This window comes from Streptomyces sp. BR123 (assembly GCF_013401435.1).
In the GTDB taxonomy this organism is placed as follows: domain Bacteria; phylum Actinomycetota; class Actinomycetes; order Streptomycetales; family Streptomycetaceae; genus Streptomyces.
Window position 1 is genome coordinate 23,253 of sequence record NZ_JACBGN010000016.1, and the last position, 18,263, is coordinate 41,515.

Sequence of the window (18,263 nt, forward strand, 5' to 3'; positions counted from 1 at the left end):
TGCGCAATCCGCAACGCACATACCGGTGTTACCTCGCAGAAGGGCTCCGCGCGTGGCAGATCTGTACGTCGGTGGCACACGGCGCGAAGCGGTGGCGGGCGGCCGTCGGGACATCCACTGCCCTGCCGACGGTACGCGGGTCCGGACCGTCTCCGAAGGGACACGGGCCGACACCGGGACCAGCGCCGGCCGCGTGGTCGACACCGGCCGCGACGACGCCGTCAGCCGGGTCGTCTACGAGCCGGTCGGGGTGTGCGGGCTCATCACCCCGTGGAACCACCCGCTGCTCCAGGCGGCGTGGAAGGTCGCGCCCGCCCTCGTCGCCGGCAACACCGTGGTCCTCAAACCCAGCGAGCTGCCCCCGTCGACCTCCCTCCTGCTGATGCGCGCGCCGGAGGAGGCCGGACTCCCCGCCGGGGTGGCCAACCTCGTGCTGGGGTCGGGGGCCGAGGCCGGCGCGCCGCTGGCGGAGCGCCCCGGCGTGGACGTGGTCTCGTTCACCGGCGTCCTGGAGACCGGCAAGCCGGTGATGGCGGCGGCCGCGGCCACCGTGAAGAAGGTCGCGCTGGAGCCGGGAGGCAAGAACCCCAACGTGGTCTTCGCCGATGCCGACGTCGAGGCGGCCGTGGACTTCGCTCTCACCGCCGTCTTCCTGCACTCCGGACAGGACATGCGCGTCGTACACGAGGAGTCCTTCGGGCCGGTGCTCACCGTCGAGCGGTCCTCGGGCGAGGACGAAGCCGTACGGATCGCCAACGACACGGAGTACGGACTCGCAGGGTCGGTGTGGACGCAGGACGCGGGCAAGGCGCAGCGGGTCGCCCGGCGGCTGCGAGAACATCCGCCCCCGGGCGCAGCACTGGTTCCGCGGCTGACCCGGTGCCACCGCCGACGACGCCGAGCACGGCCGGGCCATCCGAGGAGAGGTCGACAGTGACCGCAACGAAGACGCAACTGCCGTCGCAGAGAGGGGCGTCCGAGGGTGGGACCCCCGTGGTCTCCGTCCGCGGGCTGTGGAAGGTCTTCGGACCCAAGGCCGCGCGGGTACCCCACTCGCCCGAGCTGTGCGCACTGTCGCGCCGGGAACTCATGGAGCGCACCGGTTGCACCGCCGCCGTGCAGGACGTGGGCTTCGACGTCGGGCCCGGCGAGGTCTTCGTGGTCATGGGCCTGTCCGGATCCGGGAAGTCGACTCTGGTGCGATGTCTGACCCGGTTGATCGAGCCGACGGCGGGCGAACTGCGCTTCGAGGGAGAGGACATCCGGGGCGCGGACCCCAGGAGGCTGCGCGAGCTGCGGCGGCGCAAGTTCGCTATGGTCTTCCAGCACTTCGGGCTGCTGCCGCACCGCCGGGTCCTGGACAACGTCGCCTACGGCCTGGAGATCCGCGGCACCGGTAGGGCCGAGCGCACCCGGCGCGCCGGGGAGGTCATCGAGCTGGTCGGCCTCGCCGGGTACGAGCACTCCTACCCCGACCAGCTCTCCGGCGGCATGCAGCAGAGGGTCGGGCTCGCCCGCGCCCTGGCCGGCGACCCGGACGTCCTCCTCTTCGACGAGCCGTTCTCCGCGCTCGACCCGCTGATCCGCCGGGACATGCAGAACGAGGTCGTCCGGCTGCACCGCGAGGTCGGCAAGACGATGGTGTTCGTCACCCACGACCTGTCCGAGGCGCTGAAGCTCGGCGACCGCATCCTCATCATGCGCGACGGCCGGACGGTCCAGTGCGGCACGGGCGACGAACTGGTCGGCGCGCCCGCCGACGACTACGTCAGGGACTTCGTCGCGGACGTGCCGCGCTCGCACGTGCTGACCCTGCGGTGGATCGCGCGCCCCGCCCGCCCGGACGACCCGCTCGACGGTCCGGAGTTCGCCGCGGACACCGTCGTCCGCGAGGCGGTGCGCGCCGTGCTCGCGGCGGACCGACCCGCGAAGGTCGTCGAGAACGGGCGCCTGCTGGGCGTCGTCGGCGACGAGGAGATCCTCGAGGTCGTCACCGGTCCGCAGGGCGGTGCGTAGTGGCCGTCGCGGTGGCGGAGGCGGCCACGCGGCGGGCGCCGGCACGCGGGGGCCGCGCACTGGTCGCGGCCGCGGTCCTCGTCGCGTGGGCCGCTCTGTGGCTGGTCCTGCGCGGCAGCCACACCCTGGCCCTCGACACCGCCGAACTGACACCGCTCCACCGGAAGTTCAATGAGATCAACGACGCCGTCGGAGCCGGCCGCAACAGCAACCCGGTCTTTCTCTACGTCTTCAACGAGATCCGGCTGGTCATCGACAACCTGGTGGGGTTCCTCCAGGCGCTGCTCTCACAGCCGTCCTTCGGCCGTTCGGTCCCCGTGGTCGGCTGGCTGGGCGTCGTCGCCCTCGTCGGGTACGCATCATGGCTGTTCGGGAACGTACGGGTGGCCGTGCTGGCCGTCGCCGGCTTCGTCCTCTTCGGCCTGCAGGGGCTGTGGCGGGAGAGCATGGACACGCTCGCCCTGACCGTGGCGGCCGTCCTCGTCTCACTGCTCATCGGCATCCCGCTCGGTGTCTGGGCCGGGCTGTCCGACCGGGTGCACCGCCTGGCGACCCCGGTGCTCGACTTCATGCAGACGATGCCGACGTTCGTCTACCTGGCCCCGCTGACGCTGTTCTTCCTCATCGGCCCGGCGTCCGCCACCATCGCCACGCTGATCTTCGCTACGCCGCCCGCGGTGCGCATCACCGCCCATGCGATCCGCTCGGTCCCCGCCGCCACCGTCGAGGCGGCCGAGTCGCTGGGTGCGACCCGGCGCCAGACGCTCACCACCGTGCTGCTGCCGATGTCGAAGCGGACCATCGTGCTGGGGGTGAACCAGACCATCATGGCCGCCCTGTCCATGGTCACCGTCGCCGCGCTGATCGATGCCCCCGGGCTGGGCAAGACGGTCGTCAAGGCGCTGGAGACCCTCGACGTCGGTGTGGCGTTCAACGCCGGTCTCGCCATCGTCGTGATGGCCATCCTGCTCGACCGGGTGACCACCGCGGCGAGCGAGCGAAGCGAGATGGGGGTCCCGCCGGCCGAAGGCCGGGGGAGGGGGGAGCACGGCCGACAGGGCGGCGGCCGCTCGGCGCCGTGGCGCCGCCCCCTGTTCCTCGCGGCGGGCGTACTCACCGCCGTGTGCGTATGGCTCTCCCACACCTACGTATGGGCGGCGCAGTTCCCGGGCGGCACCGGGGTGGGCGGCGCCATCGCCCGCTCGGCGGACTCGGCCACCGCATGGGCGCAGGGCAGTCTCGCCGGCGTGACGAACGGTCTGCGGGAGGTGGTCACCACGCTGCTGCTCAACCCCTTCGAGGCGCTGCTGACCGGCTCCCCGTGGTGGCTGGTCGCCGCGGTGGTCGTGGCCTTCGGCACGCTGCTGGGCGGTCCGCGGGCGGGGGCGACCGTGGCGGTGTGCGTGGCGCTGATCGTCGCTACGGGCCTGTGGCGGGACAGCATGACGACGCTGGCCTCCAGCATGGTGGCGACGGTCATCGTGATGGCCCTCGGCGTCGTGGTGGGCGTGTGGATGGGCCGCAGCGCCTTGGCCGACCGGCTGGTCCGCCCCGTGCTCGACGCGGGCCAGACCATGCCGGCCTTCGTCTACCTGGTGCCGTTTCTCGCCCTGTTCGGTGCGAGCCGGTTCACGGCGATCACGGCGGCGATCGTCTACGCGGCCCCCGTGACGATCAAGATCATCGCGGACGGGGTGCGAGGGGTGCCGCAGGCCACGGTGGAGGCGGCGACATCGGCCGGCTCCAGCGCCTGGCAGGTCATCACGAAGGTGCAGCTCCCGATGGCGCGCAGCGCCCTCGCCCTCGCGGCGAACCAGGGGCTGGTCTACGTCCTGTCGATGGTCGTCGTCGGCGGGCTGGTGGGGGCGGGTGCCCTCGGCTACGACGTCGTGGCGGGATTCTCCCAGGGCCAGTTGTACGGCAAGGGGCTGGCGGCGGGCCTGGCCATCGTGCTGCTCGGCGTCATGTTCGACCGAATCACCCAGGCGGCGGCGCACCGGGCCGCACGAGCCCCCAGCGGGCGCTGAGGCAGGAGAAGGGGCACAACGCATGGCAGGAAACCTCAACACAGGGCCGGCGCCGCTGCGGCGGCCCGCCAGGCTGGCGGCTGTGGCCGGCCTGTCGGTGCTCGCCCTCGCGCTCAGCGGATGCGGCGGCGCGAAGGTCGGGGAGGCGGGCACCGGACCGTCGGGCGCAGGGGGCGGCGCCGGCACGTGCGGCTCCTTCAACCTCGCCGTCAACCCGTGGGTCGGCTACGAGGCCAACGCGGCGGTCATCGCCTACGTCGCGAAGAAAGACCTCGGCTGCGAGGTGATCAAGAAGGACCTCAAGGAAGAGGTCGCCTGGCAGGGGTTCGGCACGGGCGAGGTCGATGCGATCGTCGAGAACTGGGGCCACCCGGATCTGAAGAAGAAGTACATCGAGGAGCAGCAGACGGCCGTCGCCGCCGGCGAGACGGGGAACAAGGGGGTCATCGGCTGGTATGTGCCGCCGTGGATGGCGCAGAAGTACCCGGACATCACCCAGTGGCAGAACCTGAACAAGTACGCGCAGCAGCTCAGGACCTCCGAGTCCGGCGACAAGGGGCAGCTGCTGGACGGGGATCCGTCGTTCGTCACCAACGACGGCGCCCTGGTGAAGAACCTGAACCTCGACTACAAGGTGGTGTACTCGGGGAGCGAGGCCGCGCTCATCCAGGCGTTCCGCCAGGCCGAGGCCAACAAGACGCCCGTCATCGGCTACTTCTACGAACCGCAGTGGCTCTTCTCGGAGTTGAAGCTCGTGAAGGTCCAGCTGCCGGAGTACAAGCCCGGCTGCGACGACGACCCGGAGAAGGTCGCCTGCGACTACCCCTTGTATGCGCTGGACAAGATCGTCAGCAAGAAGTTCGCCGATTCCGGCAGTCCCGCCTACCAGCTCGTAAAGAACTTCAACTGGTCGAACGAGGACCAGAACCTCGTGGCGAAGTACATCGCGCAGGACAAGATGGCGCCGGAGGACGCCGCGAGGAAATGGGTGGAGGCCAACCGCGGGAAGGTCGACGCCTGGCTCGGGAAGAAGGGCTGATCCGGCCTGATCAGAAAGACAGGCGCGGTCCCCGCACGTGCCCGGCGGGCTGTTTCGACAGCCCGCCGGGCACGGCTGTTTCCACCTTCTCGCACACGCGAGTCGGGGGAGTTCGGGCCTCTTGACACCGTCGGGGGCGAGCGGCAGTGTGAGTTGCGCGATCTGCACCATGTTGCGCTCACAGCAACTCTATTCCTTTCGAACCGGAGGGGCGGCGATGGCGGGACCGCGCGTGGTCATCATCGGAGCGGGTGTCGTGGGCGCAGCACTGGCAGACGAACTGTCCTGCCGCGGCTGGACCGAGATCACCGTCGTCGACCAGGGACCGCTCCCCGCCACCGGTGGATCCTCGTCCCATGCTCCCGGCTTGGTGTTCCAGGCGAACCCGTCGAAGACCATGACGGAACTCGCCCGCTACACCGTCGAGAAGCTCGGCGCCCTCGACGTCGACGGGCAGCCGTGCTTCCTCCAGGTCGGCGGACTCGAACTGGCCACCACCCCGGAACGCCTCACCGAGCTGGCGCGCCGACAGGGCTGGCTCACCTCCTGGGGCGTGGAGGGCCGGCTCGTCGGACCGGACGAATGCGTGGCACTGCACCCCCTGGTGAACCGCGAACGCGTACTCGGCGGACTGCTGGTCCCCACCGACGGCCTGGCAGTGGCGGTCCTCGCCGTGGAGGCGCAGATCCGCGCCGCCCGGGCACGGGGTGTTCGAGTGCTGGACCGCCACGAGGTCCTGGACATCCGCACCCGGGCCGACGAAGCCGCCGGCAGTGACCGCGTCACCGCCGTGGTCACCGACCGGGGGGACATCCCCGCCGACGTGGTCGTGTGCTGCGCCGGGATCTGGGGCCCCAAGGTCGCCCGCATGGTCGGCATGAGCCTGCCGCTGACCCCCCTCGCCCACCAGCTCGCGTGGACCGGGCCCGTCCCCGCGCTCGCCGGACAGGCCGAGGAGGCGGTCCGCCCCATCCTGCGCCACCAGGACGCCGACCTGTACTACCGCGACCGCTTCGACCGGCTCGGCATCGGCTCCTACGGCCACCACCCCATGCCGGTCTCCGCCGACGACATCGCCCCGGTCGACTCCGCCGAGCAGATGCCCTCCGTACTGCGGTTCACGGCGGACGACTTCGCCGACGCCTGGGGCGAGACCCGGTCCCTGCTGCCCGCGACGCGCGACACCAAGGTCGAGGAAGGCATCAACGGCCTGTTCTCCTTCACCACCGACGGGATGCCCCTGCTCGGCGAATCACCCGAGGTGAAGGGCTTCTGGGTCGCCGAGGCCGTGTGGGTCACCCACTCCGCCGGTGTCGGCCGCGCCATGGCCGAGTGGCTCGTCGACGGCCACTGCTCCTCCTTCGACCTGCATGAATGCGAAGTCAACCGCTTCGAGCCGCACCAGCTCGCCCCCGCATACGTCCACGCCCGCTCCTGCCGGAACTTCGTCGAGGTCTACGACATCCTCCACCCGCTCCAGCCGCCGGGTGCTCCACGGCCCCTGCGCACCAGCCCGTTCCACGTCCGCGAGCGCGAGCTCGGCGCCTTCTTCCTGGAGGCATCCGGGTGGGAACGGCCGCAGTGGTACGCCGCGAACGAGCCCCTCCTGGACCGGTGGGACATCCCCACCCCCAACGACTGGGCCGCACGGATGTGGTCACCGCTCGTCGGCGCCGAGGCCCTGGCCACCCGCGAGAGCGTGGCCCTGTACGACATGACGGCCCTGAAACGGCTCGAGGTCGAAGGCCCCGGGGCCGCAGCCTTCCTCCAGCGCCTGACCACCTCCGACGTCGACAAGTCCGTCGGCTCGGTGACGTACACGCTGATGCTCGACGAGGACGGCACCCTCCGCAGCGACATCACCGTGGCCCGGCTCGCCCGGCACCGCTTCCAGATCGGAGCCAACGGCAGTCCCGACCTCGACTGGTTCCTTCGGCACCTCCCCGAGGACGGCTCCGTCGCCGTACGGGACATCACCGCGGGCACCTGCTGCATCGGTCTGTGGGGGCCCAGGGCACGCGAGGTGCTCCAGCCGCTGGCCGACGCCGATTTCTCCGACGCGGGCCTGCGCTACTTCCGGGCCCGTCGCGCCCACATCGGCGTCGTCCCCGTCACCGCCATGCGCCTGAGCTACGTGGGCGAGCTCGGCTGGGAGCTGTACACGAGCGCCGACCTGGGGCTCAAACTGTGGGACACCCTCTGGGAGGCCGCCCGGCCGCACGGCGGCATCGCGGCGGGCCGGGGCGCCTTCAACAGCCTGCGCCTGGAGAAGGGATACCGCGCCTTCGGAACCGACATGACGTACGAACACGATCCGTACGAGGCCGGTGTCGGCTTCGCCGTGAAGAGGGAGAAGGGCGACTTCATCGGCCGCGCCGCACTGGAGCGGCGCGCCGCCGGCGTACGGCGCCGGCTCACCTGCCTGACCATCGACGACCCGGGCGCAGTGGTCATGGGCAAGGAGCCCGTGTACGACGGGGACCGGCCGGTCGGCTACGTCACCAGCGCGGGATACGGCTACACGGTCGGCAAGGGCATCGCCTACGCCTGGCTGCCCGCGGAACTCGCCGCGCCCGGCCGCGCCCTGGACATCGGCTACTTCGACCGGCGCGTCCCGGCGGTCGTCGCCCAGGAGCCGCTGTTCGACCCGGCCATGCGGCGGCTGCGCGGCTCCCACCCGTCAGGAGACGCCCGATGAGCCCCGTGCCCCCCGGCGCAGACCTGCCGGAGCACCCCGCATGGCTGTGGCGCACGCCCGAGCCCCGGCGCAGGTACGACGTGGTCGTCGTCGGCGGCGGCGGACACGGCCTGGCCACCGCCCACTACCTGGCCAAGAACCACGGCATCACCGACGTCGCCGTCCTCGAACGCGGCTGGCTCGCCGGCGGCAACATGGCCCGCAACACCACCATCATCCGTTCCAATTACCTCTGGGACGAGAGCGCCGGGATCTACGAGCACGCGCTCACCCTGTGGGAGGGGCTGGAGGAGGACCTCGACTACCCGCTCCTGTTCTCCCAGCGCGGTGTGCTGAACCTCGCGCACAGCCTCCAGGACGTACGGGACGGCGTGCGCCGGGTGGAGGCCAACCGCCTGAACGGCATCGATGCCGAGTGGCTCGACCCCCGGCAGGTCAAGGAGGTCTGCCCGATCGTCGACGTCTCGCCCGACGTCCGCCATCCGGTCATGGGCGCCACCTACCAGCCGCGGGCAGGCATCGCCAAGCACGACCACGTCGCCTGGGGCCTCGCCCGCGCGGCCGACGCCGCGGGCATCGACCTCATCCAGAACTGCGAGGTCACCGGCATCGACGTGCAGGGCGGCCGGGTGACCGGGGTGCAGACCTCCCTCGGCCCGATCGCCGCCGGGCGCGTCGCCCTTTGCGCGGCCGGCCACTCCTCCGTACTGGCCGCGATGGCCGGCTTCGAGGTGCCCCTGCAGAGCCACCCCCTGCAAGCCCTGGTCTCCGAGCTGCTGGAGCCGGTCCACCCCACCGTGGTGATGTCCAACGCGGTGCACGTGTACGTCAGCCAGGCCCACAAGGGTGAACTGGTCATGGGCGCCGGCATCGACGCGTACAACGCGTACACGCAGCGCGGCGCGTTCCACATCATCGAACGCCAGATGGCGGCCGCCCTCGAACTCTTCCCGGTCTTCGCCCGCGCGCACGTGCTGCGCACCTGGGGTGGGATCGTCGACGTCAGCCCCGACGCGTCACCGATCACCGGACTCACTCCCGTGGAGCACCTCTACCTCAACTGCGGCTGGGGCACCGGCGGCTTCAAGGCCACCCCCGGCGTCGGGTGGGCCTTCGCGCACACCATCGCCCACGACGCCCCCCACCCGCTCAACGCCCCCTTCACGCTCGAACGCTTCACCACCGGTGCGCTCGTCGACGAGCACGGCGCGGCCGCGGTGGCCCACTGAGGAGGCCCGACGATGCTGCTCATCCCCTGCCCCTGGTGCGGGCCCCGCGACGAGGCCGAATTCCACTACGGCGGCCAGGCACACGTGCCCTATCCTGCGGACCCCGCGACCCTGAGCGACGAGGCGTGGGCCCGGTACCTCTTCTTCCGCGACAACCCCAAGGGGCCCTTCGCCGAGCGGTGGAGCCACGCGGACGGCTGCCGCCGCTGGTTCAACGCCGTCCGGGACACAGCGACCAACGAGATCCTCGCCGTCTACCGGACCGGCGAGCCGAGGCCGGTGACCGCATGACCGCGCCCTTCCGCCTGCCCCGAGGGGGCCGCATCCGACGGGACCAGCCGCTCTCCTTCCGCTTCGACGGCGTGGAGTACCGGGGCTACCGGGGCGACACCCTCGCCTCCGCCCTGCTCGCCTGCGGTGTCCACCAGACCGGCACCAGCATCAGACTCGGCCGGCCGCGCGGGATCTTCACCGCCGGAGTCGAGGAGCCGAACGCGGTCGTCCAGATCGAGGAGCCGTTCCCCGAACCGATGCTCGCTGCGACGGCCGTCGAGCTGTACGACGGTCTCGTTGCGAGCAGCCTGCCCGGCCGGGGCCGGCTCGCCGGCGCACCGGACCCCGCCCGCTACGACGCCGTGCACGCCCATTGCGACCTGCTGGTCGTCGGCGCGGGGCCGGCCGGTCTCGCCGCCGCCACGGCCGCCGCCCGCATCGGGGCGCGCGTGATCCTCGCCGACGACCAGCCCGAGCCGGGCGGCAGCCTGCTCGGCACGGGCGAGTTGCCGGGGTGGGCGGCCGAGGCCGGCGCGGAGCTCGCAGCGGCGCCCGAGGTCCGTGTGCTGCCCCGAACCACCGTCTTCGGGTACTACGACGACAACCACGTACTCGCCGTGGAACGCCGCACCCACCACCTCGGCGCGCAGGCCCCCTCGTACGTCTCACGCGAGCGGGTCTGGCGGATCCGGGCACGCCGGGTCGTCCTGGCGACCGGCGCGCACGAACGCCCGCTCGCCTTCGCCGACAACGACCGCCCCGGCGTGATGCTCGCCGGCGCCGCCCGTACGTACGTCAACCGGTTCGGAGTCGTCCCGGGCCGCCGCGCGGTCGTGTTCACCACCAACGACAGCGCCTACGCGGCCGCACTGGACCTGGCTGCGGCCGGCGTGGACGTCGCTGCGGTCGTGGACGCCCGGACCGAGCCGGGTCCGTGGGCGGGCCGGGCCGCCGGGGCCGGGATCGAGGTGCTCGCCGGGCATGCGGTGACGGGCACGGCGGGCGCACCGCAGGTCTCCTCCGTGACGGTGTCCCTCCTCGGGGAAGGCGCCGCCGCCCGCGAGATCGCCGCCGATCTGCTCCTCGTGTCCGGCGGCTGGAACCCGGTCGTCCACCTGTTCGGCCAGGCGGGCGGGCGCCTGCGCCACGACGCGGCGCTGGGGACGTTCGTACCGGACGGCTGCCGCCAGGCGGTGGAGGCCGTCGGCGCCGCACGCGGCGAGTCCGCCCTGTCCCGCTGCCTGGCCGAGGGCAGGGCCGCGGGGGTCCGGGCGCTCGAATCCGAGGGCTTCGCCGTCCACAACGCCCTCCCGCTTCCGTCGGTGGCCGATCAGCCCGGGACACCTCCCCGTCACCTGTGGGTGGTGCCCGGGGCCGACACGGCGCGCTGCTTCGTCGACCTCCAGCGCGACGTCACCGTCGACGACCTCGCCCGCGCGGCGGGCGCCGGCCTCCGGTCGGTGGAACACCTCAAGCGCTACACCACGGCGGGCACGGCGAACGACCAGGGCAAAACCTCGGGTGTGCTCGCCGGCGCGGTCGCCGCGCAGCTGCTGGGCGTCGACTTCTCCGAGTTGGGCACCACGACCTTCCGCGCTCCGTACGTGCCGGTCTCCTTCGCCGCGCTCGCGGGCCGCGACCGGGGGGTGCTGCACGACCCCGTACGCGTGACCCCGCTGCACGACTGGCACGCCGCGCACGGAGCCGTCTTCGAGAACGTCGGCCAGTGGAAACGCCCTTGGTACTACCCGCAGCCCGGCGAGGACATGGCGGCTGCGGTGCTGCGCGAATGCCGGGCCGCCCGCGAGGGCGTCGCCGTCATGGACGCCTCCACCCTCGGCAAGATCGACGTACAGGGGCCGGATGCCGCAGTCTTCCTGGATCGGCTCTACACCAACATGATCAGCACCCTGAAGGTCGGCATGATCCGCTACGGCGTCATGTGCCGCGCCGACGGGATGGTCTTCGACGACGGCACCGCCATCCGCCTCGCCGCCGACCGCTTCCTCGTCACCACCACGACGGGCAACGCCGCGGCCGTACTGGACTGGATGGAGGAGTGGCTCCAGACGGAGTGGCCCGATCTGCGCGTGCACTGCACCTCGGTCACCGAGCAGTGGGCCACCGTCGCCCTGGTCGGGCCGCGCTCCCGGGACGTACTGCGAGAGCTGGCCCCGCAGCTCGCCGTGGGCGCGGCCGGATTCCCGTTCATGGCCTGGCGCGACACGGCCGTCGCCGGGATTCCGGCCCGGGTCTGCCGAATCAGCTTCTCCGGCGAGCTGGCCTACGAGGTCAACGTACTGCCGTGGCAGGCCCCGGCGCTGTGGACGGCGCTGTACGAGGCCGGCCGCCCGCTCGGCATCACCCCGTACGGCACCGAGGCCATGCACGTCCTGCGCGCCGAGAAGGGCTATCCGATCATCGGCCAGGACACCGACGGCACCGTGACCCCGCAGGACCTCGGCATGGACTGGGTGGTGTCCCGGAAGAAGCCCGACTTCATCGGCAAGCGCTCGTACACCCGGACCGACACCGCCAGGCCCGACCGCAAGCACCTCGTGGGGCTGCTGCCGGACGACCCCGCAGTCCTGCTGCCCGAAGGCACCCAACTGGTCGCTGCCGCCCCGCTGGCCGAGCCACCGGTGCCGATGCTCGGCCACGTCACCTCCAGCTACCGCAGCGCAGCGCTCCACCGGAGTTTCGCCCTCGCCCTGGTCAAGGGCGGCCGGGACCGCATCGGCGACCGGCTGTACGCGCCGGTGCGAGGGGAGCTGGTCCCGGTCACGGTCGCACCTGCCGTTCTCTACGACCCCGAGGGGGCACGCCGCGATGGCTGACACCGCTCACCACGTCGGCCTGCTGAGCCCGCTGTCCCAGTACGCCGGACGCTTCGCCCGCGCCACCCGCGCCTCGGGCGGTGCGCTGCGACTGGCCGAACTCCCCTTCCTCGCCCAGGTCAACGTGCGGCTGGACCCCAAGGGGCCGGCGGCGGACGCCGTCGCACTCGCCCTCGGATTCCCCCTGCCGCCGCAGCCCAACACCGTTGCGCGCGGCGGCGGGCTCGCCGCCCTGTGGCTGGGCCCGGACGAATGGCTGGTCGTCGGCCCGGCCGGAACGCGCACCCACCTCGAAGCCCGACTGCGCGAGGCCGTCGGCGACCGGCACGCGGCGGTCGTCGACGTCTCGGCCCAGCGCACCACGCTGCTCGTCGCTGGAGCCCGGGCCCGCGAACTCCTCGCTCACGGCTGCTCCCTCGACCTGCATCCCCGCACATTCGGCGCTGGCCGCTGCGCCCAGACCACGCTGGCCCGAGCCCAGGTGGTGCTGGTCCCACGCGACGGGTGCAGGCCCGGGTTCTGGGTCCTGGTGTGCTCCTCGTTCGCCGGCTACCTCGCCGCATGGCTCCTCGACGCCGCATTGGAGTACACCCAGGGCCGAGCGGACCCGACCGGGGCGTGACCCGGAGGACGGACCGCCCAACCCCCCGGGCCGAGCACCGCCGGCGAGGAGGGCCGGCCCGACACCGCGAGGCCGCTTCACGTGGTTGACGTCTGCGCCGATCGGCCGACCCCCGACACCAGGCAGGATGGTGCCCCATGACACCCGACGACTTGGTGGAGCCGGTCGACGGCCGGGGCTCCCTCGGCCACAACCGGGCGGCTCCCGAGGAGCTGCTGATCCGCTTGCTCGACATCAACCCCGGCTTCCTGTGGCGCCAGAACCTCCCGGCAGTCGCCCTCGATGCCGCGGTGGCCCACCCGGACCGCGATGTACGCAGCCGAGTCGTCGAGGCCCGACATGAGCTCCCAGTTCCTCGTCCACCAGGAGTCGGGCCAGCGCGTCCGGCAGAGCGGTGGCCGGGACCAGAGGGGGTGAGGGCGTGACGCAGCAGGGCCGGGCGCAGATGTCGGTGCTGCCAGATCTGGAACAGGGCGGCTGCGGCGGAGTCCGCTCGCTCGTCACCGTCCCAGCGGCCCAGCAGGGGGAGAGCGGAGCGGAGGTCGGGGTTCAGGCCCGCGCCCGCCCCGTCCCCGAGGCGGTCGACCAGCGTGGCGAGGATCGGGCGGGCCGCGCTGTTCACGGTGTCGGCCTGGAGGCGTACGCAGTGCTCGACGGTGACGTCCTTGCCTTACGCAGGACTTCGGCGATGCGTTCATGGCGGTAGCGGTGGTCCCAGTCGAGCCGATGGTGTGGCGGTCGTGGGGGAAGTCCTCGGGGAGGTTCCTCTCGTTGGCGCTGGGCAGCAGGTCCTCGGGCAGGTCGATCACGGTCTGCAGGGCGTCGGCGGGGTGCGTGCCGTCCCATTCGTAGCGTCCGTCACCGGGAACCGGCAACAGCTCGTCCAAGCCGGGGCGAACCTGGACCCGGCCGGCGGCCCGCATGCCGATGGTGCCGCGGGCCGTCGCCCAGACCATGGCTCGTCGAACCACTCGCCGCGATGGGCGCCACGACACTCCCACAAATCCGGACGTGGTACGAAGCGTGCAGCCGTGGCAGGCGACATGCACGAGTTCGTTAGGCGTCGGCGAGAAGGGGGTCATACGCGGTGTTCCTGCGGCGGCCGGACATGAAGGAGAGGAAGTCGCCCACGAAGGCGCTGCGGCCGTAGGTGGCGTCGGTGGTGGTGAGGTCGCGGTGGAAGGCGGTGCGGAAGAGCGCCCGGTGTTCGTCCGCGTTGATGGTCCCGCTGCCGTCCTTGTCGGTGGCGTCGAAGAGCACCTCGGCGACGCGGATGAGCGCGGGTCCGGCGAGGGAGGGAACGGCGGCGGCGTACTCGTCGGCGCTGACGCGGCCGTCGCCGTTGGTGTCGAGGGCGGACTGGAGCTCGCGCCACCAGGCGGCGAAGGCGTCGTAGAGCCGGGTCTCCTCGGGTTCGTCCAGGTCAAGGCGGGTGGCCAGTTCGCGGGCCATGGCGGCGAGGTCAGGCCAGTCGAGGTGGCCGTCGCCAGTCTGGTCCAGCACCTGGCGGAAGAACTCCTCCGCCGAGCGCCGGCCCTCTCCCGTGGCCGCCGAGGCGTCCGGGACCGGGTAGGGGCCGGTGTTACCGCTCAGTGGTGTGAGGAGGCGGAGCAGAGCCGATGCCCGCTTCATGTGGGAACGCAGCGTGGTCACGGTTCGGGCGCGGGGGTCGTCGCTGTCGGGCGAGAGGGAGAGGGCCTCGATGATGGTTTCGGCATTGATCCAGCCCTCGGGCAGGAAGCGTGTGAGCCCGGCGGCGAGGTAGGCGCCCTGCATGAGGGTCGGGGCGCCGGGCATCTCGGGCAGGCCGGCCCGGCGCCGGTAGGGCTCGGGGAGCGAGGCGACGGTGATCGCGCCGAGGAGCGGACCGACGACGGCCCGGCCGGCCGCCCACAGTGTCGGCGCGCCGTCGAGCAGTGCCGGGGCGGGCAGGTGGTCGAAGAGCCGGTAGAGGATGATGCGGGCTGCCTCGGTGTTCTCCAGCTCGTCCTCGACGACCCTGTCGAAGTACCGCCAGAAGTCGTTCAGGTCCTCGGGGAGTTCCCCGGCGTCGCCGTCGAGCGCGGCGAGGAAGGCGCGGTACTCGGCGTACATGCGCTCCATGGTGTCCTGGTCGAGCGGCTGACCGCTCAGTCGGCACATGGTGACGGCGCTCTCGTAGAGGGTGGCGACCACCCAGGCGCGGGTCGCGCGGTCCATGGCGTCGTAGGCGCGGCCGCGGGAGTCGGAGCCGCTCATGCGGGCGTGCAGCCTGTTGAGCCGGGCGGCCTCCCGTTTGCGTACCGCTGGGTCGGCGTCGAACATGCGCCGCATGCTGAGGAAGGTGTTGCGCAGCCGGCGCCAGGGGTGGGCGACGAAGGTTGAGTTGTCGGCGAGGGCGGCGCCGATCTGCGGGTGGGCGGCCTCCAGCACGGTGGCGCGGATCATGGCCAGCGCCCAGCGCGGGTCGTCGAAGAAGGCGCGGAACTGCGATTCCGGGCCGAACAGGGGTGCCTCGTCGGCCGTTCCCGTGGTTCCAGTCGTCATGACGGGTCTCCGTTCGTCTGGGGCGGCACGCCGCCGAAGCGGCGGTCACGGCGCCGGTAGGTGTGCAGGCAGGCGAGGAAGTCAGGGGCCCGGAAGTCCGGCCACAGCGCCTCGGGGAAGACCCACTCGGCGTAGGCGACCTGCCAGAGCATGAAGTTGGAGATGCGCTGCTCGCCGGAGGTGCGGATGACGAGGTCGACGTCGGGGGTGTCGGGGAACGGCAGGTGGTCCGCGAAGAGCCGCTCGGTCACATCATCGGCGGGTGTCCCGTTGCGGATCAGCGACCTGGCGGCCTCGACGATGTCTCGGCGTCCGCCGTGGTCGAAGGCGACGGTGAGCGTCATCCCCTGGTTGCCGGCGGTCAGCGTCGCCAGATCGTCGAAGTCCTGGGCCAGTTCACGGGGGATGCGCGGGTCTGCGGCCCCGAGGAAGCGGCAGCGGATCCCGCGGGCGAGCAGCAGCGGCGCGTGCTTGCGCACAACCCGGCGGACCAAACGCATCAGGCAGTCGACCTCGGTGCCAGGACGGTTCCAGTTCTCGGTGGAGAAGGCGTACAGGCTGAGCCACTCGACTCCGGCGGCCCGGGCCGCCTCGATGATGTCGATGACGCTGGTCTCCGCAGCCCGATGGCCCGCCGTTCGGGGAAGCGAACGCCGCTGAGCCCAGCGGCCGTTTCCGTCCATCACGCAGGCTACGTGCCGCGGCACCGCACGCGCCGGCCCGTCGTCCCGCCGCTGCTCGTCGCTGTACTGTCGCCCACCCGGCCGGTCCCCCGTTGCCGCGCGTGCGCGATTGACGATGTGGTCCGTCACACCCTGCCCCGTCTCGCCCGGAGCGGCACGGTCGGCCCTACCGCGCTCGGTCACGCCCAGCCCGTATCGCCCACAACCACTCCCCACCGGAGCGTTCTCTCTCAGGAGTCTGAGGGCACGGAAGGGTCCTGGCCGGCCAAACCGGGGGGCGTCACCCTTGGCTCATATGCCCGATTCCCTTCGGCATCGGCAGCTTTCTCCGGTGACCACGGTCGACAACCTCATCTGCCTTCGCCGCCCCCGTCGCCCCATGGATTGGGCGTGAGCCGAACCCGCCCTCGGCGTACCGCGACCTGGCTGTTGGTGCGGCCGTCCAGGGTGCTCCTGACCGCCGTCGCGTGCCGGATCGCGGTCCGGGGTGCACAACGCGGTGAACGCGTGTCGGTGATGCGCGGCGGGTTCAAGCACCACCACCTCCTCGCCGAAGCCCGCCGCCAACTCTCCTAAGTCCTGCGCGGCCGACCCCACCAGCCCGGCCTCGACGAGCAGATCGTCCAAGCAGCCATCGACAACTACACCCGCCCGGCCAGCCGACGGATGATGACCGGCGACCTGCGCGCCCTGTACCTGCACGACACCGGACCAGGCCGTGCTGCGCACGCTGACCCGGACCCGGCGAGCAGGGAATCGCGGACCAGCGCGAGCAGCTCCGCGTAGTCCGCGGCGGTCCGCGCGGCGGAGCGCGTGGACGCGGGCGGTCAGCGCCCCGGCGGCGAGACGGGCTCGCTCGTACGGGGTGGCGGAGTCCTCCGCCGGCCAGCGGAGGACCGGCGACACCATACCCGCGCGCGCCGTCTTCGGAAGCCCGCCTGTGGATCAGTAGGCGTCGTACTCGCCGAACCAGTCGACGATGTAGTGGACCTCCCGGCTGCTCTGGCTCCAGAGATCGATGACACCGTGGGGGCCGGTCTTGGCCTGAACCAGGTTGGAGACGTCCTTGCCCGCCGTCCAGTTCAGCGCGGAGGCGGTGGGGCGAGGCGGTTTGACCCGTACCCGTACTGGTACGCGCGGGCCGAGTTCGGGTCAGGGGCGACGGAGAGGTGTCCCGCTCCGGTCGTGGTGGTGACGGTGAGGTTCGTGACGTGGGCCTCGATGGGGAGGGCGTCGCGGTTCGGCGAATTCAGGTGCAGGGCGTAGTAGCCGCCGGCGAGACAGGGCCAGGTGTTGGGAGGCAGGCTCCTGGAGTCGATGTGACGGACCGGGCCGCCTTCCGCCGGGAGGCCGCGCCTCCACGTGGCGAAGGCCGCCTTGCTGCCGACCCCGTAGTAGCCGACGACGTCGATGACCACGTCGGTTCCGGCCCCGGCCCCGTTGCGGACGTTGATCTTTCCGTCGGCGCCGACAGGGACGATGACCGAGTTGGCTACGGTCTGTCCGGCAGTGAAGTTCAGACTGGAGGTGGACGGGGCGGGCTGACCGCTCGGAAAGACCGTCAGGTGCCCGCCTCCCGGGGGTTGGTGCTCGTCACGTTGAGCGCCCCGGCGGGGACGCCGTTCCAGCCGGTGATCTGGACTCCGAAGGTGCCCTGGCCGGGGACCTGCCCGAGCGCCGCGCCGAGGCCTTCGCGAGTGTCGACGAAACGGACCGGGTTCAGCGCGGTGTAGCCATCGGCAGCCGCACGATCGAAGTAGCCGGTGACGTCCGCGATCAGGTCCACGGCGTTCCAGCCGCCGTTGTACAGCTCGACGTACCCGTCCTTGCCGACCGGCACGATCACTTGGTTCGGGACCGTCTGGCCTGCGGTGTAGTTCACGTCCTCGGCCTGGACGTCGGCAAGAGCACACACCACGGCCACGGGCTGACCCCGGCCGGCAAGAAGTTCTTCGACAAACCGCTGCCCAACAGCGAGCCGAAACTGCGGGCCGTGTTCGACAAGCTGACCGCGAAGTTCGGCACCGTCCTCGTGGTCGTCGACCAGCCCGCCTCCATCGGCGCCCTGCCGCTGACCGTCGCCCGCGACGCGGGCTGCCAGGTCGCCTACCTGCCCGGACTCGCGATGCGACGGATCGCTGACCTCTACCCGGGCGAGGCGAAGACCGACGCGAAGGACGCCGCGGTGATCGCGGACGCCGCCCGCACCATGCCGCACACCCTGCGCTCGCTGGAGCTGACCGACGAGATCACCGCCGACACGGAGCCTGGGATGATCGGAGCATGCGCGTTCGTCCCGTCCTCGCTCTGTTC

Annotated in this window: 11 protein-coding genes and 5 pseudogenes; 10 read left to right on the forward strand and 6 right to left on the reverse strand. The window is 71.8% G+C overall.

The features are described 5' to 3' along the window. Positions 1–52: 52 nt before the first annotated feature. The 8 genes and pseudogenes from HYE82_RS04605 to HYE82_RS04645 form a co-directional block, all read left to right on the forward strand. Positions 53–835: pseudogene (locus HYE82_RS04605) on the forward strand (aldehyde dehydrogenase family protein); the annotation flags it as partial. 98 nt (positions 836–933) lie between these two features. Continuing rightward, positions 934–2,016, forward strand: coding sequence for a glycine betaine/L-proline ABC transporter ATP-binding protein (locus tag HYE82_RS04610; protein ID WP_179172621.1), 1,083 nt, complete (start codon positions 934–936; stop codon positions 2,014–2,016). Beyond that, positions 2,016–4,043 carry a proline/glycine betaine ABC transporter permease gene (locus tag HYE82_RS04615; RefSeq protein WP_179172622.1) on the forward strand — a complete coding sequence of 676 codons (2,028 nt, stop codon included), beginning with the start codon at positions 2,016–2,018 and terminating at the stop codon, positions 4,041–4,043. The genes HYE82_RS04610 and HYE82_RS04615 overlap by 1 nt, the downstream gene beginning before the upstream one ends. 22 nt (positions 4,044–4,065) lie before the next feature. Further along, on the forward strand, positions 4,066–5,082 hold the full coding sequence (locus HYE82_RS04620; RefSeq protein ID WP_179172623.1) for an ABC transporter substrate-binding protein: 1,017 nt from the start codon (positions 4,066–4,068) through the stop codon (positions 5,080–5,082). A gap of 217 nt (positions 5,083–5,299) precedes the next feature. Beyond that, on the forward strand, positions 5,300–7,780 hold the full coding sequence (locus HYE82_RS04625; protein WP_179172624.1) for an FAD-dependent oxidoreductase: 2,481 nt from the start codon (positions 5,300–5,302) through the stop codon (positions 7,778–7,780). Next, positions 7,777–9,009, forward strand: coding sequence for a sarcosine oxidase subunit beta family protein (locus tag HYE82_RS04630; RefSeq protein ID WP_179172625.1), 1,233 nt, complete (start codon positions 7,777–7,779; stop codon positions 9,007–9,009). Before HYE82_RS04625 ends, HYE82_RS04630 begins: the two co-directional genes overlap by 4 nt. Before the next feature lie 12 nt (positions 9,010–9,021). After that, positions 9,022–12,119, forward strand: a pseudogene (locus tag HYE82_RS04640) (sarcosine oxidase subunit delta family protein). Next, positions 12,112–12,741 (forward strand): sarcosine oxidase subunit gamma, encoded by a 630-nt coding sequence (locus HYE82_RS04645; protein WP_179172627.1) that lies wholly within the window; start codon positions 12,112–12,114, stop codon positions 12,739–12,741. Before HYE82_RS04640 ends, HYE82_RS04645 begins: the two are co-directional and overlap by 8 nt. 376 nt (positions 12,742–13,117) lie before the next feature. On the opposite strand, the pseudogene HYE82_RS39460 reads toward HYE82_RS04645, so the two are convergent. The 4 genes and pseudogenes from HYE82_RS39460 to uppS all read right to left on the reverse strand — a co-directional run. Continuing rightward, positions 13,118–13,396: pseudogene (locus tag HYE82_RS39460) on the reverse strand (penicillin acylase family protein); the annotation flags it as partial. 82 nt (positions 13,397–13,478) lie between these two features. Then, positions 13,479–13,823 (reverse strand): annotated as a pseudogene (locus tag HYE82_RS39465) (penicillin acylase family protein); the annotation flags it as partial. Then, positions 13,798–15,267, reverse strand: a complete 1,470-nt coding sequence (locus HYE82_RS04660) for an oxygenase MpaB family protein (RefSeq protein ID WP_179172628.1) — start codon at positions 15,265–15,267, stop codon at positions 13,798–13,800. The pseudogene HYE82_RS39465 and the gene HYE82_RS04660, both read right to left, overlap by 26 nt. Further along, positions 15,264–15,974, reverse strand: a complete 711-nt coding sequence (gene uppS / locus HYE82_RS04665; RefSeq protein ID WP_309144193.1) for a polyprenyl diphosphate synthase — start codon at positions 15,972–15,974, stop codon at positions 15,264–15,266. Before uppS ends, HYE82_RS04660 begins: the two co-directional genes overlap by 4 nt. A 366-nt stretch (positions 15,975–16,340) precedes the next feature. Between uppS and HYE82_RS37670 the strand changes: the two genes are divergently transcribed. Then, positions 16,341–16,526 (forward strand): hypothetical protein, encoded by a 186-nt coding sequence (locus tag HYE82_RS37670; RefSeq protein WP_256986919.1) that lies wholly within the window; start codon positions 16,341–16,343, stop codon positions 16,524–16,526. Between the two features lie 506 nt (positions 16,527–17,032). Here HYE82_RS37670 and HYE82_RS04675 read toward each other — a convergent pair. Both HYE82_RS04675 and HYE82_RS04680 read right to left on the reverse strand, forming a co-directional pair. Further along, complete coding sequence (locus HYE82_RS04675) at positions 17,033–17,368, reverse strand: hypothetical protein (RefSeq protein WP_179172630.1); 336 nt, start codon at positions 17,366–17,368, stop codon at positions 17,033–17,035. Positions 17,369–17,511: 143 nt separating this feature from the next. Continuing rightward, the gene (locus HYE82_RS04680; RefSeq protein ID WP_179172631.1) at positions 17,512–17,832 is read right to left on the reverse strand and encodes a hypothetical protein; all 321 of its coding nucleotides are present in this window, start codon (positions 17,830–17,832) and stop codon (positions 17,512–17,514) included. Here HYE82_RS04680 and HYE82_RS04685 point away from each other — a divergent pair. After that, positions 17,812–18,210, forward strand: a pseudogene (locus HYE82_RS04685) (IS110 family transposase); the annotation flags it as partial. The gene HYE82_RS04680 and the pseudogene HYE82_RS04685 sit on opposite strands and share 21 nt — an antisense overlap. Positions 18,211–18,263: the final 53 nt, after the last annotated feature.